This is a genomic window from Streptomyces sp. NPDC093544 (assembly GCF_040683495.1).
Classification (GTDB): Bacteria; Actinomycetota; Actinomycetes; order Streptomycetales; family Streptomycetaceae; genus Streptomyces.
The window spans coordinates 42,162-57,006 of sequence record NZ_JBFBEA010000034.1; the positions used below are offsets into that span (position 1 = coordinate 42,162).

Sequence of the window (14,845 nt, forward strand, 5' to 3'; positions counted from 1 at the left end):
TTTGCCGTTAGCCTGACGCGACGCACTTGCATTCGGGATGGGGGACGGTCGTTACGCATGGCCAGGGAATTCCAACGCGGCCACAAGGCCAAGATCAGTGACCTCACCGCGGGCACCGATCTGTACGTAGGTGTGCAGATCGCCGGCCCCGGACTGACCTTCGACATCAGTTGCTTCGGTCTGGACGCCGACGAACGGCTCTCGGACGAGCAGTACTTCGTCTTCTTCAACCAGCCGAAGTCCCCTGAGGAGTCCATTCAGCTCCTCGGCGCCCAGGCGGGTGACACCGAGTCCTTCCGTGTCACGCTCGACAGGATCCCGGCGAAGATCCAGAAACTGTCGTTCACCGCGACCCTCGACGGCGGCGGGCAGATGTCCCAGGTCGCCCCCGGATATCTCCGCATCGTCGCGGGCGGCGAGGAGGTGGCCCGGTACCCGTTCAGCGGCGCGGAGTTCTCCACGGAACGTGCCGTGATGCTGGGCGACTTCTATCTGAAGGACGTCTGGCGATTCGCCGCCGTGGGACAGGGCTTCGACGGCGGGCTCGACGCGCTGCTGAAGAACTTCGGCGGCGAGGTCGCCGAAGAGGAGCCTGCCGCACAGCCGCCGCAGGCCACCGCCGCGCCGTCCTTCGCGCCGCCGGCCCAGGCCACCGCGCCCCCCGCGTTCGGCGCGTTCGGCGCGCCGAGCACACCGGCACCCGTCCCGCCGTCCTCCGCGCAGGGCTTCGCGCCGCCCGCGGGAACGACACCGCCGCCCGCTCCGGCACCCGCGCCCTCGGTGCACGCCGCCCCGACCATCGTCGCGCCCCTGCACACTCCGCCAGGCGGAAGCGTGCCGCCGCCGGGCCCCGCACCGTACGTGCAGCCTCCGGGGCAGCCCGGTCCGCCGCCGGGCTACGGTCAGCAGCCTCCTGGCCAGACGGCTCCGCCGCCGCCCGGCTATGGCCAGCAGGCCCCGCCCGCGCCTCCGGGCTACGGCCAGCAGGCTCCCACGGCGCCTCCCGGCTATGGTCAGCAGCCGCCGTACGGCCAGGTCCCGGGGCAGATTCCCGGCCAGCCGGGTGCTCCTTCCCCGTACGGCGTTCCCCAGGGAGCCCCGCAGGGCGGTGCCGGTGTGTCCGCCGCGTTGCAGGCCTTCAAGGAGACGCCCACCGGCCAGCGCTGGACCCAGCAGAACAAGAAGCTGGTCCGCGTCGATCTCGGCGCGGGTGGTGACCAGGCCGTCCTGGCGCGTCAGGGCAGCATGGTGCTCTACCAGGGCAAGGTCGACTTCAGCTACAAGGGCGCCGGCTTCGCCGGGCGGATCGTGGGCAACGCGACCGGCCAGGAGATGCAGCTGATGCGCTGTTCGGGTCGCGGCCAGGTGTTCCTCGCCGAGAACGGCTCCCATGTGCACCCCATCGAACTCCAGGGCGACGGAATCTGTGTGTCCGCCGAGAGCGTCCTCGCCTTCGACGAGACGCTTCAGTACGAAGTCCGCAGGATCGAGGGGCACGGCATCCCCGGGGGTGCGCTTTTCACGATGCAGTTCCAGGGGACCGGCACGATCGTCGTGAAGACCCACGGAGCGCCCGTCGTACTGCCCGTCACGCCCACGACGTTCGCCGACTGCAACGCGGTAGTCGCCTGGTCCGCGGCCTCCCAGGTGATCGTCTCCAGCCAGGTACGGATGCGCCGGAACGCCTACCCCGGCGACACCGGGGAGAGCGTGAACCTCCAGTTCCGCGGCGCGCCCGGCAATTTCATCGTCGTCCAGCCGTACGAGGTCTGAGGGAGCCCGTCATGAACCAGCCACTCTCGGGCTTCGCCCCGGCACCCGTCACCGCCCGCATGGAGAACCACGGCAACCACATGCTGAAGGTCGCCATGCAGACCGGAAACGACCTCCTCGCGCGCGTGGGGTCGATGGTCGCCTACGAAGGGTTCGTCCAGTACGAGCCCAACCCGCCCGCCGTACGCCAGATCGCCCGCGACTGGGCCACCGGTGAGGGCGCGCCTTTGATGAAGGCCTCCGGCGACGGCCTGCTCTATCTCGCCGACTACGGGGCGAACGTCGTCGTCATCAACCTCAACGGGGACGCGATCTCCGTCAACGCGACGAACCTGCTCGCCTTCGACGCCCACCTCACGTGGGGCGTCGAGCGCGTCAAGGGGCTCGCCAAGTTCGCCGGACAGGGCCTGTGGAACACCAAGATCTCCGGGCAGGGCTGGGTCGCGCTGACCTCCCGGGGCAAGCCGATCGTCGTGGACTGCGGCGGCGGTGAGGACGAGACATACGTCGACCCGGACGCGCTCGTAGCCTGGTCCCCGAACCTCAAGGTGAAGGGCAAGCGCAGCTTCAAGGCGCAGTCGCTGATCGGACGCGGCAGCGGCGAGGCCTTCCAGATGGCGTTCTCCGGGCAGGGCATCGTCGTCGTCCAGCCCAGCGAGGACAGCACCGACCGTCTCCGAGTCCGGGGCTGAGGGGGAGCAGGACATCATGCAGAGCCCGCTTTTCGGCTACAACGAACAGCAGACCCAGGAGCGCTACAGCCTGCAGAACTCGCAGATGCTGCGCGTCGTCCTGGAGGGCCACGACGACATCCTCGCGCGCAAGGGCACCATGGTCGCGTACCAGGGGCTCGTCGAGTTCGACGCCGAGTACCAGAACAGCGGCCAGCAGCGGTCGCGCGCGTACACCGGCGAGGGCCTCGACCTGATGCGCTGCCACGGGCAGGGGACCGTCTACCTGGCGAACCTCGCCCAGCATGTGCACGTGGTCGACGTGGACCAGGACGGTCTCACCGTCGACAGCAGCTACGTCCTGGCGATGGACTCCTCGCTGCACCACGAGGTCATCGCCGTGGACAGCCAGTACGGCATCTCCGGATCGGGCAAGTACCAGCTCAACATCACGGGTCGCGGCAAGGTCGCGCTGATGACCTCCGGGATGCCGCTGCTGATGCAGGTCACGCCGGACAAGTACGTCAACTGCGACGCCGACGCCATCGTGGCGTGGTCCACGAGCCTGCGGGTACAGATGCAGGCCCAGACGCACTCCTCCGGAGTGTTTCGGCGCCGTGGCAACACGGGCGAGGGCTGGGAACTCAGCTTCCTGGGGCAGGGCTACGCGCTCGTCCAGCCCAGCGAGCTGCTGCCGCCGCAGAACGCCGTGATCGGCCAGGGAGTGCGCGCCCAGTACGGCATGGGGCAGCAGGGTGCGCACGCGCAGAACCAGGGCAACGCCTGGAGCTGAGCGTCCAGGAAGCACGGGTAAGGGGCGACCGCCATGGCGGTCGCCCCTTACCCGTTCACAGCCGCGCGCGGGTCGCTTCCAGGAGTCGTACGACCGACTCGTCGGCCACGCCCGCGACCTCCTCGTACGCGAACCAGCGCAGGTCGAGCGACTCGTCGCTGATCTCCTGCACGGCTCCCGGCGCGGCCACCACGGCGTACTGGACGTCGAAATGGCAGTGGCAGGGCGGCGGGATCGGATGCCGGTCGAGCCGGACCGGACCGCCGGGGAGCAGTTCGAGAGCCGCGATGCCCGACTCCTCGGTGGCCTCACGCAGAGCCGCGGCCTCCAGAGTGGCGTCCTCCGGCTCGCAGTGACCACCCATCTGGAGCCACATGCGCAGCTTCTTGTGGAGGGTCAGCAGTACGCGGCCGTGCCCGGGATCGATCACGAGGGCGCTCGCCGTGATGTGCCCGGCCGTGCAGGCCTTCCACATACCGTCCGGATACGCCGCCAGATGATCCAGGTACGCCTGGCGCAGCCCTTCCTGGTCCTCGTAGCTCTTGAGTACGAGGACCGCGTCGTCGTACAGGCTCACTCGGCGTCGTCGCCCTTGTCGTCGTCCTTCTTCAGGTTCGGCTTCTCGCCGGAGCCGGAGCCCGACCCGGAGCCGGACGCGGAACCGTCCGCCGCCTCGCCGAGCATCTTGTCGAGCTCGGAGAAGTCCAGCTGCTCGCGGTGCACGAAGCCGTCCGGGTCGTCCAGGTCGGAGGCGGTGGGGAGCATGTCCGGGTGGGCCCACAGGCCGTCACGCCCGTCGACACCGCGCGCGTCGGTGAGCGAGGCCCACAGACGGGAGGCGTCCCGCAGACGGCGCGGGCGCAGCTCCAGGCCGATCAGCGTGGCGAAGGTCTGCTCGGCGGGACCGCCCGAGGCGCGACGGCGGCGCAGCGTCTCACGCAGCGCGTCGGCGGACGTCAGACGCGGCTTGGCGGCCGCGTGCACGACCGCGTCCACCCAGCCCTCGACGAGCGCGAGAGCGGTCTCCAGACGGGCCAGCGCGGCCTTCTGCTCCGGAGTGTCCTCCGGCTGGAACATGCCCTGCTGGAGCGCGTTCTGAAGCTCCTCCGGGTTCTGCGGGTCGAACTGGCCGACCACGTCCTCCAGCTTGGCCGTGTCGACCTTGATCCCGCGCGCGTAGCCCTCGACAGCGCCGAACAGGTGCGAGCGCAGCCACGGCACGTGCGCGAAGAGGCGCTGGTGGGCGGCCTCGCGCAGGGCGAGATAGAGCCGCACCTCCTCCTGGGGGACGCCCAGGTCCTTGCCGAACGACTTGATGTTCAGCGGCAGCAGCGCGGCCTTTCCCGCCGGGCCGAGCGGCAGGCCGATGTCACTCGAACCGACGACCTCGCCCGCGAGCACGCCCACGGCCTGCCCGATCTGCGTACCGAACATGGCGCCGCCCATGGAGCGCATCATGCCGATGAGCGGGCCCGCCATGGCCTGCATCTCCTCCGGCAGGACCTCGCCCATGGCCGCGCCGACACGCTCGGCGACCGGGTCGACGAGCTCCTTCCACACCGGCAGGGTCGCCTCGACCCACTCCGCGCGGCTCCAGGCCACGGCGGAGCCCGCGCCGGACGGCAGGGAGGTCGCGTCGTCCAGCCACAGGTCGGCCAGGCGCACGGCCTCCTCGATCGCGGTGCGCTCGGCAGGGCCGACGCTCGCGTCCTTGATGCCGTCAGAGGTGCCCTGGGAGACCGTCTGGCGGGCGATCTGCTTGGCCATGTCCCAATTCACCGGACCGCCCTCGTACGAGAGCATCTGGCCCAGCTGCTGGAACGCGGCGCCCAGGTCATTGGGGTTCATGGAACCGAACATGGCTGCGAGCGGATTGTCGGCGCCGGGGCCGCCGGCTCCGGGGAATCCCCCGAAACCGAACGGGTTGGCCGGTCCCTGACCACCGCCGCTCTCCTGGTCCTTCTTCTTGCCCTCGTCGCCGTTCTCCGGCTCCTCCGGCGGAAGGCCGAATCCGAATGGGGTGTCACTCACGGGATTCCTCGGCTGGTAAGGCCGCCGGTTCGTTCCCCGACGGCGGCTTGCCCGACAACACCCAGCGTAGACACCTCAGCCCGATCGGGCCTCGGTGCTTCGCCGACTCTCCGCCTGCGGCAGGATGGATGCCACCTGGTACGCACGCGTCACGCGCGTCCGTTACTGAAGACAACCGCTGGAGACGCCCGGTGAGTTCCCCAGATCCGCAGGTTCGCGCAGCGCGAAACCACTCAACCAGCCCGGCAGCGCGCGGGCCCGTCGTCGCGGTCACCGGCGCCGCGTCCGGTGTGGGTGCGCTGCTCACCGAGCGGCTCGCCGCCAGCGAGGACATCAAGCAGGTCATCGCCATCGACGAGCGGCGCGGCGAGTGCGCGGCCGCCCAGTGGCACATCCTGGATGTCCGCGACCCGGTGATCGCCGAGAAGCTGCGCGGGGCGGATGTCGTCGTGCACCTCGCGCTCGACCTGGATCTGGAGTCGGACGCGGCGGCGCGGACGGCTTACAACGTCCGGGGGACGCAGACGGTGCTCACGGCTGCCGCCGCGGCCGGGGTGCACCGGGTGGTGCTGTGCACCTCCGCGATGGTCTACGGGGCGCTGCCCGACAACGAACTGCCCCTCTCCGAAGACGCCGAACTGCGGGCGACGGCCGAGGCCACGGGCGTGGGTGACCTGCTGGAGATCGAGCGGCTCGCGCGACGTGCGCCGCGCGCGCATCCGGGACTCAATGTCACCGTCGTACGGCCCGCTGTGCTCGTCGGCGGCACCGATACGGCTCTGACCAGGTACTTCGAGTCTCCTCGGCTGCTTGTGGTGGCGGGGTCGCGGCCCGCGTGGCAGTTCTGTCACGTCGAGGACCTGTGCAGTGCTCTGGAGTACGCCGTCGTGGAGAAGGTGGAGGGGGAGTTGGCCGTCGGGTGTGACGGGTGGCTGGAGCAGGAGGAGGTCGAGGAGCTGAGCGGGATCCGGCGGATGGAGCTGCCGTCCGCGGTCGCTCTCGGCGCGGCTGCTCGGCTGCACCGGATCGGGCTCACTCCCTCGCCGGCCGGGGATCTGGCCTACTCGATGTATCCCTGGGTCGTGAGCGGGAGTCGGCTCCATGACGCCGGGTGGCGGCCTCAGTGGACCAACGAGGAGGTCCTCGCGGAGCTGCTGGAGGAGGTCGCCGGGCGGCACACCGTGGTCGGGCGGCGGCTCGGGCGCAAGGACGCGACTGCGGCGGGGGCCGCGGGGGCGACGGTGGCGTTGTTGGGTGCGGCTGCGGTGGTGCGGCGGGCTCGGAAGGCTCGGCGGCGGATCTGAGTGTCCGGCCAGGGGGCCCTGTGCGGTTGCGGCGACCGGGCCCTGTGCGGTTGCGGCGACCGCGGTTGATTGACGCCCTGCGGCCTGTGGCTGTGCCGGCGTAGAGGCGTTTTTCGCCCCCTCCGCCCCTGCCCGTCCCGTTTCTGGGGGCTGCCGCCCCCAGGCCCCCGCTTTCGGCCTGGACGGCCTCGTCCTCAAACGCCGGACGGGCTGAAAGATCCCCAGTCGGGGCTGAAAGATCTCCGGCCGGGGTGAAACGGTATTCCTTGGTGTCATCGGTGTGCGGCACGATGGGCGTATGGCACCTATCTATGACCATCCCGGTGAGCAGGGCGCGCAGGATCCTATTCGGCTGCTCGCGATTCGGGAGGAGCCGTTGTCCCTCGACGAGGTCTTCCGGGCCGTGGGGGACGATGCCGCCGGGGGGACCGCGTTGTTCGTGGGGACGGTGCGGAATCATGACGGGGGTGCCGATGTCGACGAGCTGGGGTATTCGTGTCACCCGAGTGCGGAGGCCGAGATGCGGCGGGTCGCCGAGAAGGTGGTCGCCGAGTACCCGGTGCGGGCGCTGGCCGCCGTCCACCGGATCGGGGACCTGGGCGTCGGGGATCTCGCTGTCGTCGTCGCAGTCTCGTGCCCGCACCGGGGTGAGGCGTTCGAGGCGTGCCGCAAACTCATCGACGACCTGAAGCACGAAGTGCCGATCTGGAAGCATCAGAAGTTCTCGGACGGCACGGAGGAGTGGGTCGGGGCCTGCTGAGGGTTCACCGGAGTCGTCGGCCGACTTCTTTCACCGACATGTCATCCGTCCTCCGGTTGCGTAACCGACCCCCGGGCGTGAGCGTTGACACTGCTGATGGTTAATCTGCTGATCAGTCAGTTGCGGTCGGTCACGGGGTTGGGAGGTCCGCATGGCGGCGCTCGCCTGGTTGCTGATTCCGCTTTTGGCTGCGATCGGTGCCGGACTGTGGGGTAGTTGGGCCAGCCGGAACCGCAAGACCGCGGGAGACGGCATCGAGCTCGACGGTTACGCACGCTTCCGCGCGGCCATGGAAAGGCCCGAGGCCGTGGACAGGTATGAGGTTGTGGAGAGGCCCGGCGTCGCCAAGACGTCCGTGGCTGTCACCGAGACGAAAACGTCCGTGGCTGTCACCAAGACGCGCGTGGCTGTCGCCAAGACGTCCGTGGCCCTGGAGAAGTCCTCCTCCGACGCCGTCTGACGCTCCGAGGCTCGCAGGCCGAAGTCAGGGCCCCCGTACGGACGGCCCCGACGGTGCGTTGACAGCACCGTCCCGTAATGTCGTGGCATGCCACGCCGCACCGCGACGATGCTCGCCTCCACCCTGATCCTGATCGCGCTCCTGTGCGCGGGAGTGTTCATCAAAGTGCCGTACGCGGAGATGTCGCCGGGCCCGACCGTGAACACCTTGGGCGATCACGACGGCGAGCCGGTGCTGCAGATCACCGGGCACAAGACCTACCCGGCCACCGGGAATCTCAATATGACGACCGTCCGGGTCACCAGCGCCGACTACAACATGAACCTTGTGGAAGCGGTCTACGGCTGGCTGGCGCACGACAACAAGGTGGTCCCGCACGACACGCTCTACCCCGACGGCAAGACGGAGGAGCAGTCGACGCAGGAGAACGCCGAGGAGTTCAGCCAGTCCCAGGAGAGCGCCAAGGTCGCGGCCCTCGAGGAGCTGGACATCCCGGTGCAGTCCTGGGTGATCGTCTCCACGGTCCTCAAGGACTCCCCGGCCGAGGGCAAGCTGCACGCCGGCGACGTGATCAAGGCTGTCGACGGTACGACGGTGAAGGCGTACGACGACGTCGCGAAGCTGGTCACCAAGCACAAGCCGGGCGAGAAGGTCGTCTTCACGATCGTGCCCGCCAAGGCCCAGGCCGCCGCCGAGAAGGAGCACAAGACGGCGACCGAGACCGAGGACATCACGCTCACCACCAAGAAGTCCGACGACGAAGGTGAATCACGCGCCATCGTCGGCATCTCCGCCGGGACCGACCACACCTTCCCGTTCACCATCGACATCAAGCTCGCCGATGTCGGCGGACCGAGCGCGGGGCTGATGTTCGCGCTCGGAATCGTGGACAAGCTCACCCCGGGCAACCTCACCGGCGGCAAGTTCGTCGCCGGCACCGGCACCATCGACGACGCAGGCAAGGTCGGCCCGATCGGCGGCATCGAGATGAAGACGGTCGGCGCGCGGGAGAAGGGCGCCCAGTACTTCCTGACGCCCGCGGACAACTGCGCGGACGCTGCCAAGGACACCCCCAAGGGGCTCACGCTCGTCAAGGTGAACACCATCGACGACGCGATGAGCGCCCTCAAGGACATCAGCTCCGGCAAGACGGCCGACTTGACGGAGTGCACCACCAAGTAGTCCGAAGGCAAGGAGTCCGAAGGACTACTCCGCGAACGTCGCCGACAGGGCCTCCGCGAGTCCCGGCACCAGGCCCGAACCCGTGAGCACCTCCGTCGAGGCGTCTTTCTCGCGCAGGCGCAGCGCGGAGTCGCGGGTGCCGTCGCGCAGCACACCGACCGTCATGCGTACCTCCTGACGGTCCGGGTGCTCGGCGACCCACCTCGTGAGCTTCTTGTCGCTGAGGCCCTCCGGGACGGAGGCCTCGGCGGACGGCGGCAGCATCAGCCGCTCCACGGTGAGCGCGCAGCCGACCACGGCGTCCGGCCAGGCAATGGTGCCGAGGAACTCGTCCAGCGGCTTGTCGGCAGGGATTTCGTCCTGCTCGATGGGGGTGAGACCGGTGGTCTCCGGCTCGTCCTGCAGGCCGAGCTGGGCCGCGAGGCCGGGTTCCTGGGTCCGCAGCCGAGCGGTGTCTACGAGGGCGAAGAGGCGAGCGGGCTGGTCCCAGCCGAGGCCGGAGGCGTACTCGTCGATCTCGAGTACGGCCCGGGTGAGCGGGCTCGCTGCCATGGGAGTGTTGGACATGGTCACAATCCTGCCTCGTTAGTACCCGGAAACGGGAACCGAGTAAAGCGTGAGTAAGTTGCATAGATGAGGCCCCACGATCACGGAGCCTGACGAATGGTCCACGATCACGGGGACCTGACGGACCAACAGCGAACTTCGAGGTGCGCACCTTGGCTTTCCAGATGCCGGACCGCGGCGGAGGCCCGACGGGGCCACGGATCAGAATGGGCCGACCGTCCCGGCGTGTCCGGACCCTGCTCATGACACTGGGCGTGCTGGCCGCACTGGCCATGGCCTTCGTCATGTTCGCGGGGTTCTGGACGGACTGGCTCTGGTACCGATCGGTTCATTACTCCTCCGTTTTCACGACCACGCTGTGGACCAAGATCGGGCTCTTCTTCGTCTTCGGTCTTCTCATGGCGGCCTCGGTCGGTGTGAACATCTGGCTGGCGCACCGGCTGCGCCCGCCACTGAGTGCCATGTCGATGGAGCAGCAGAGCCTCGACCGGTACCGGATGGGGATCGCGCCGTACAAGAGGTGGCTGCTGTTCGGCATCACGTCCCTGGTGGGGCTGATCGCCGGCGCGTCCGCCTCGGGCCAGTGGCGTACGTGGCTGATGTGGGTGAACGGGGTTCCCTTCCACCAGAAGGACGCTCAGTTCGGCCTCGACATCTCCTTCTACACCTTCGACCTGCCCTGGTACCGCTTCCTGCTCGGCTTCGGCTTCGCCGCCATCGTGCTCTCGGTGATCGCAGCCGCGCTCACGCACTACCTGTACGGAGGGCTGCGCGTCACCAGCCCGGGGGCGCGTGCCACGGCCGCCGCCACCGGGCATCTCTCGGTGCTGCTGGGCCTCTTCGTCGCGCTGAAGGCGGTCGCCTACTGGCTCGACCGGTACGGACTCGCCGTGAAGTCCAGTGACTTCAAGGCGACCGACAACTGGACGGGTCTCAGGTACGTCGACGCCAACGCCTATCTGCCGGCCAAGACGATCCTCTTCTGCATCGCCGTCATCTGCGCGCTGCTGTTCTTCGCCACCCTGTGGCGGCGCACCTGGCAGCTGCCCGTCATCGGCTTCGGTCTGATGGTGCTCTCCGCGATCCTCATCGGCGGCCTGTACCCGGCGATCGTCCAGAAGTTCCAGGTCCAGCCGAACGAGCAGGCCAAGGAAGCGCCGTACGTCGACAAGAACCTCAAGGCGACCCGGGACGCCTACGGGATCGAGGGCACCGACGTCACCGAGTACGCGGGCACGAGCGAGACCAAGGACACGACCAAGCTGCGCGAGGACGCCGACACCACGGCGAGTATCCGCCTGCTGGACCCGAACATCGTGTCGCCGGCGTTCCAGCAGTTGCAGCAGATGAAGAACTACTACGCGTTCCCGACCAACCTGGACGTCGACCGGTACACCGTGGACGGCACGGACCAGGACACGGTCATCGGTCTGCGCGAGCTGAACCTGGCCGGCATTCCGAAGAACAACTGGATCAACGACCACTTCCGTTACACGCACGGATACGGCGTGGTCGCTGCCAAGGGCACCACGGCGACCTCCGGAGGCCAGCCGTTCTTCACCGAGTCCGACCTGCCGTCCCAGGGTGACCTCGGCACGTACGAGCAGCGGGTCTACTACGGCGAGAAGACCACGCAGTACTCGATCGTCGGCGGTCCCCAGAAGGAGATCGACTACTCCGACGACGACGGCGAGAAGACCACCAGCTACACGGGCAAGAGCGGGGTCAACCTCTCGAACCCGATCAACCGGGCCGCGTACGCGGTGGCGTTCAGCGAGCCGCAGATCCTCTACTCGGGTGCGATCGGTGAGGGTTCGCGGATCCTGTACAACCGCACGCCCAAGGACCGTGTCGAGGCGGTGGCCCCCTGGCTGACCATCGACGGTGACGCCTATCCGGCCGTGGTCGACGGGAAGATCCAGTGGATCGTCGACGCGTACACGACCACCAACGGCTATCCGTACGCCTCCCGCACCACTCTGGGCGACACGACGGCGGACTCGCTGACCGCGACCAACAACCAGCGTGCGGTGGTGGCCCAGCAGAACCAGGTCAACTACATCCGCAACTCGGTGAAGGCGACCGTCGACGCGTACACCGGAGAGGTCAAGCTCTACCAGTGGGACACCGAGGACCCGATACTGAAGACCTGGATGAAGGCCTTCCCGAACACGGTGGAGCCCAAGACCGACATCTCGGCCGACCTGATGGCCCATCTCCGGTACCCGCAGGACCTGTTCAAGGTCCAGCGCGAGCTGCTGACCCGCTATCACGTGAAGGACGCGGACACCTTCCTCAGCGGCAGTGAGGTGTGGCAGGTGCCGGACGACCCGAGCAACAAGTCGGGCGACGCGGTCCCGCCGTACTACCTGAGCATGGAGATGCCCGGACAGACGGCGCAGGCGTTCTCGCTGACGACGACGTTCACACCGAACGGCCGGGACAACCTGAGCGCCTTCATGTCGGTCAACGCCGAGGCGGGCACTCCTGACTACGGCAAGATCAGAATCCTGAAACTGCCAACGAGTGAACCAGTCGACGGGCCTAAACAGGTCCAGAGCCAGTTCAACTCCCAACCGACCATCGCCGAGTCCATCAGACTTCTGCAAGGTGGCGACTCGGAGGTCGAGTACGGCAACCTGCTGACGGTGCCACTCGACGGAGGACTGCTCTATGTGGAGCCCGTCTACGTACGCGGTGGTGGACTCAAATTCCCGCTGCTGCGCAAGGTGTTGGTGAGCTACGGGGGCAAGACCGCCTTCGAGAACACGCTCGACGAGGCGCTCAACAAGGTCCTGGGGACAGAGGGTTCGACCACAGAGCCACCACCCGACGAGACCACGGAGCCACCGCCGACGTCGAACAATCCGACGGTCCAAGAGGCGCTCAACGACGCTCAGAAGGCCTTCGACGAGGGCCAGGAAGCTCTCACGAAGGGCGACTGGGAGGCGTACGGCGTAGCTCAGAAGGATCTTGAGGACGCGCTGAAGCGGGCCGAGGATGCGCAGGCCAAGGCCGACGAGACCAGTGGCGGCGGCAGCAGCGCGAGCCCGAGCAGTAGCCCGAGTAGCAGCCCAAGCAGTAGTGCGAGCCCGGGCGGCGACTGAGTCAGGAGCCACCCCGCGCCGTGGTACGGTTGCAACACAACGGCGCGGGGTGGAGCAGCTCGGTAGCTCGCTGGGCTCATAACCCAGAGGTCGCAGGTTCAAATCCTGTCCCCGCTACTGAAAGTCGAAGGCCCGGATCCTGATCAAGGATCCGGGCCTTCGACGTGTGCGACAACGCGCGAGGCTTCCGCGGTGACCTGGCGACTCCCGTGAAGTGCTGCTCCAAACGGGGGGAGTTGGAAAATCCGTGTTTGACTTGTCTCTCTGTGGGCATGTCGACAAAACGCTGAAGTGACCTCACTGGCTGCGGTATACCAGGTGTACCCAGGTTGCAGGTGGTGCGACGATGGACGTTATGGGGGACAAGGCAACTCTGTTGGATACAGGGCGTTTTGTGCAGCCTCCCGACCGGGACGAAACCGGCGAGGCTGTGGAGGAAGCACGCCAACGGCTCGCCGCTGAAGCCGGCGATGTCGAGGCGATGAGTGTCCTCGGAGCGATGCTGCTGCGCCGCGGTGATCTCGACGGAGCCGAGCCGCAGCTGCGCGCTGCCACCACTGCCGGTGACCGCGCGGCCGCCAACAATCTGGGTGTCCTCCTGCACCAGCGCGGGTACGCCGACGACGCCGCCGGCTGGTGGCGGATCGCCGCCGTCGCGGGCTCCGCGGCCGCCGCGCACGCCCTTGGCCGCTACCACCGCGAGCGCGGTGACGAGCCCGCCGCCGAGTACTGGCTGCGCCAGTCCGCCGAGCAGGGGCACGCGCTGGGCGCGTACGCGCTCGCGGATCTGCTGGAGCACCGTGCCGACGTCGGCGCGGAGCAGTGGATGCGGGCCGCCGCCGAGCGCGGGCACCGCGAGGCCGCGTACCGATTGGCGCGGGCTCTCGACCGCAAGGTCGTGGACTCGGGCGCGGCCAGGCCCGACAGTGGCGTCATCGGTGCCGGCGGTGAAGAGGCCGAGCAGTGGTACCGGCAGGCCGCCGCACGCGGGCACCGGCGGGCCGCGCTGCATCTCGGGGCGATCCTGGAGAAGCGCGGCCAGCTCAAGGAGGCGGGGCGCTGGTATCTGACGTCCGCCAAGGATGGCGAGGCGCGTGCCGCGTGCGCGCTCGGGTTCCTGCTGCGCGACGCGGGCGACCCCGACAGCGCCGCCGTGTGGTGGCTGCGGGCTGCCCAGGACGGCGACGGGAACGCGGCCAACGCCTTGGGCGCGCTGCACGCCGAACGCGGCGAGACGCAGACCGCCGAGCGGTGGTACCGCGCCGCGATGGACGCCGGCGATGTGAACGGGGCGTACAACCTCGGGCTGCTCTGCGCCGAGCAGGGGCGCACCGCGCAGGCCGAGCAGTGGTACCGGCGTGCCGCGTACGCCGGTCATCGCGAGGCGGCGAACGCGCTCGCCATCCTGCTGCTCCAGGTCGGCGACGCGGCCGGGGCCCAGCCGTGGTTCTCCAAGGCCGCGGAGGCCGGGAGCGTGGACGCCGCGTTCAATCTGGGGATTCTGCATGCCGGGCGGGGGACCGAGGACGACGACGAGGCGGCGCTGCGGTGGTACGAGCGGGCCGCTGCCGCCGGGCACACCGAGGCGGCGCTTCAGGTGGCCATCGCGCGGCTGCGGGAGGGCGACGAGCGGGAGGCCGAGCGGCATCTGCGGGGCGCGGCTGGTGGCGGCAGCGCCGAGGCGGCGTACCGGCTTGCCGCCGTGCTCGACGCTCGGCGGCCGCCGGTGCCCGCGCATGAGCTGGGGGAGCCCGCGCAGGAGAAGAGCGAGTGCGAGGAGTGGTACGAGCGGGCGGCGACCCAGGGGCACCGGCGGGCGCAGGTGCGGGTCGGGATGCTGGCCGCCGCGCGGGGCGATGTGGTGGAGGCGGCTCGGTGGTATCGCGAGGCCGCGGAGGCCGGGTCGCGGAACGGGGCGTTCAATCTGGGGCTGTTGCTTGCTCGGGAGGGGAGTGAGCCGGAGGCCGCGGTGTGGTGGGAGCGGGCCGCTGACGCGGGGCATGGGCGGGCGGCACTTCGGCTCGCGCTGGTGTATGCGCGGGGCGGGGAGCTTGCCGAGGGGCAGCGGTGGGCCGACCGTGCGGTGTCTCTTGGGCCGGCTGAGGTTTCCGAGCGGGCGGCTCGGTTGCGGGATGCGTTGCGGGAGGAGTTGTCGGCGTGAGGGTGGGGCTGGGTGTGGGGTGTGGGTTCGGGGTCG

Annotated in this window: 12 protein-coding genes and 1 tRNA gene; 10 read left to right on the forward strand and 3 right to left on the reverse strand. The window is 68.9% G+C overall.

The features are described from left to right. Positions 1-57 precede the first annotated feature (57 nt). The 3 genes from AB0N66_RS36895 to AB0N66_RS36905 are packed head-to-tail and all read left to right on the forward strand — an operon-like array spanning position 58 to position 3,237. Entirely contained in the window at positions 58-1,773 is a 1,716-nt protein-coding gene (locus AB0N66_RS36895) for a TerD family protein (RefSeq protein WP_365443347.1), read from the forward strand. An 11-nt stretch (positions 1,774-1,784) separates the two neighbouring features. Beyond that, positions 1,785-2,465, forward strand: a complete 681-nt coding sequence (locus AB0N66_RS36900; protein ID WP_266832316.1) for an AIM24 family protein — start codon at positions 1,785-1,787, stop codon at positions 2,463-2,465. Positions 2,466-2,481: 16 nt separating this feature from the next. Continuing rightward, entirely contained in the window at positions 2,482-3,237 is a 756-nt protein-coding gene (locus AB0N66_RS36905) for an AIM24 family protein (RefSeq protein WP_365443349.1), read from the forward strand. A gap of 55 nt (positions 3,238-3,292) precedes the next feature. On the opposite strand, the gene AB0N66_RS36910 is transcribed toward AB0N66_RS36905, so the two are convergent. Together AB0N66_RS36910 and AB0N66_RS36915 are read right to left on the reverse strand one after the other, a co-directional pair. Then, complete coding sequence (locus tag AB0N66_RS36910) at positions 3,293-3,814, reverse strand: NUDIX hydrolase (protein WP_365443351.1); 522 nt, start codon at positions 3,812-3,814, stop codon at positions 3,293-3,295. Continuing rightward, positions 3,811-5,268 carry a zinc-dependent metalloprotease gene (locus AB0N66_RS36915; protein ID WP_365443353.1) on the reverse strand — a complete coding sequence of 486 codons (1,458 nt, stop codon included), beginning with the start codon at positions 5,266-5,268 and terminating at the stop codon, positions 3,811-3,813. Before AB0N66_RS36915 ends, AB0N66_RS36910 begins: the two co-directional genes overlap by 4 nt. A gap of 191 nt (positions 5,269-5,459) precedes the next feature. Here AB0N66_RS36915 and AB0N66_RS36920 point away from each other — a divergent pair, with 191 nt between their 5' ends. The 4 genes from AB0N66_RS36920 (at position 5,460) to AB0N66_RS36935 (ending at position 8,974) form a co-directional block, all read left to right on the forward strand. Further along, the gene (locus AB0N66_RS36920; RefSeq protein WP_365443355.1) at positions 5,460-6,572 is read left to right on the forward strand and encodes an SDR family oxidoreductase; all 1,113 of its coding nucleotides are present in this window, start codon (positions 5,460-5,462) and stop codon (positions 6,570-6,572) included. A 298-nt stretch (positions 6,573-6,870) separates the two neighbouring features. Next, positions 6,871-7,332, forward strand: coding sequence for a molybdenum cofactor biosynthesis protein MoaE (locus tag AB0N66_RS36925; protein WP_365443357.1), 462 nt, complete (start codon positions 6,871-6,873; stop codon positions 7,330-7,332). A 151-nt stretch (positions 7,333-7,483) separates the two neighbouring features. Next, complete coding sequence (locus AB0N66_RS36930; protein ID WP_365443429.1) at positions 7,484-7,792, forward strand: hypothetical protein; 309 nt, start codon at positions 7,484-7,486, stop codon at positions 7,790-7,792. Between the two features lie 87 nt (positions 7,793-7,879). Further along, positions 7,880-8,974 (forward strand): PDZ domain-containing protein, encoded by a 1,095-nt coding sequence (locus tag AB0N66_RS36935; RefSeq protein WP_365443359.1) that lies wholly within the window; start codon positions 7,880-7,882, stop codon positions 8,972-8,974. Between the two features lie 24 nt (positions 8,975-8,998). Here AB0N66_RS36935 and AB0N66_RS36940 read toward each other — a convergent pair whose 3' ends face one another. Next, entirely contained in the window at positions 8,999-9,541 is a 543-nt protein-coding gene (locus AB0N66_RS36940; protein ID WP_365443361.1) for a PPA1309 family protein, read from the reverse strand. Positions 9,542-9,705: 164 nt separating this feature from the next. Here AB0N66_RS36940 and AB0N66_RS36945 point away from each other — a divergent pair, with 164 nt between their 5' ends. The 3 genes from AB0N66_RS36945 to AB0N66_RS36955 all read left to right on the forward strand — a co-directional run bounded on the left by AB0N66_RS36945 (position 9,706) and on the right by AB0N66_RS36955 (position 14,809). Beyond that, a complete protein-coding gene (locus tag AB0N66_RS36945) occupies positions 9,706-12,648 on the forward strand; it encodes a UPF0182 family protein (RefSeq protein ID WP_365443421.1) in 2,943 nt (980 codons plus the stop codon). A 43-nt stretch (positions 12,649-12,691) separates the two neighbouring features. After that, a tRNA-Met gene (locus AB0N66_RS36950) sits at positions 12,692-12,765 on the forward strand. Between the two features lie 229 nt (positions 12,766-12,994). Beyond that, the gene (locus AB0N66_RS36955) at positions 12,995-14,809 is read left to right on the forward strand and encodes a tetratricopeptide repeat protein (RefSeq protein ID WP_365443363.1); all 1,815 of its coding nucleotides are present in this window, start codon (positions 12,995-12,997) and stop codon (positions 14,807-14,809) included. Positions 14,810-14,845 lie beyond the last annotated feature (36 nt).

Bases quoted from the DNA above. Each gene is read 5' to 3' on its own strand.
- AB0N66_RS36925 (WP_365443357.1), top strand. From the start codon at position 6,871: ATGGCACCTATCTATGACCATCCCGGTGAGCAGGGCGCGCAGGATCCT.
- AB0N66_RS36945 (WP_365443421.1), top strand. From the start codon at position 9,706: ATGCCGGACCGCGGCGGAGGCCCGACGGGGCCACGGATCAGAATGGGC.
- AB0N66_RS36895 (WP_365443347.1), top strand. From the start codon at position 58: ATGGCCAGGGAATTCCAACGCGGCCACAAGGCCAAGATCAGTGACCTC.
- AB0N66_RS36900 (WP_266832316.1), top strand. From the start codon at position 1,785: ATGAACCAGCCACTCTCGGGCTTCGCCCCGGCACCCGTCACCGCCCGC.
- AB0N66_RS36940 (WP_365443361.1), bottom strand. From the start codon at position 9,541: ATGTCCAACACTCCCATGGCAGCGAGCCCGCTCACCCGGGCCGTACTC.
- AB0N66_RS36930 (WP_365443429.1), top strand. From the start codon at position 7,484: ATGGCGGCGCTCGCCTGGTTGCTGATTCCGCTTTTGGCTGCGATCGGT.
- AB0N66_RS36955 (WP_365443363.1), top strand. From the start codon at position 12,995: ATGGACGTTATGGGGGACAAGGCAACTCTGTTGGATACAGGGCGTTTT.
- AB0N66_RS36935 (WP_365443359.1), top strand. From the start codon at position 7,880: ATGCCACGCCGCACCGCGACGATGCTCGCCTCCACCCTGATCCTGATC.
- AB0N66_RS36905 (WP_365443349.1), top strand. From the start codon at position 2,482: ATGCAGAGCCCGCTTTTCGGCTACAACGAACAGCAGACCCAGGAGCGC.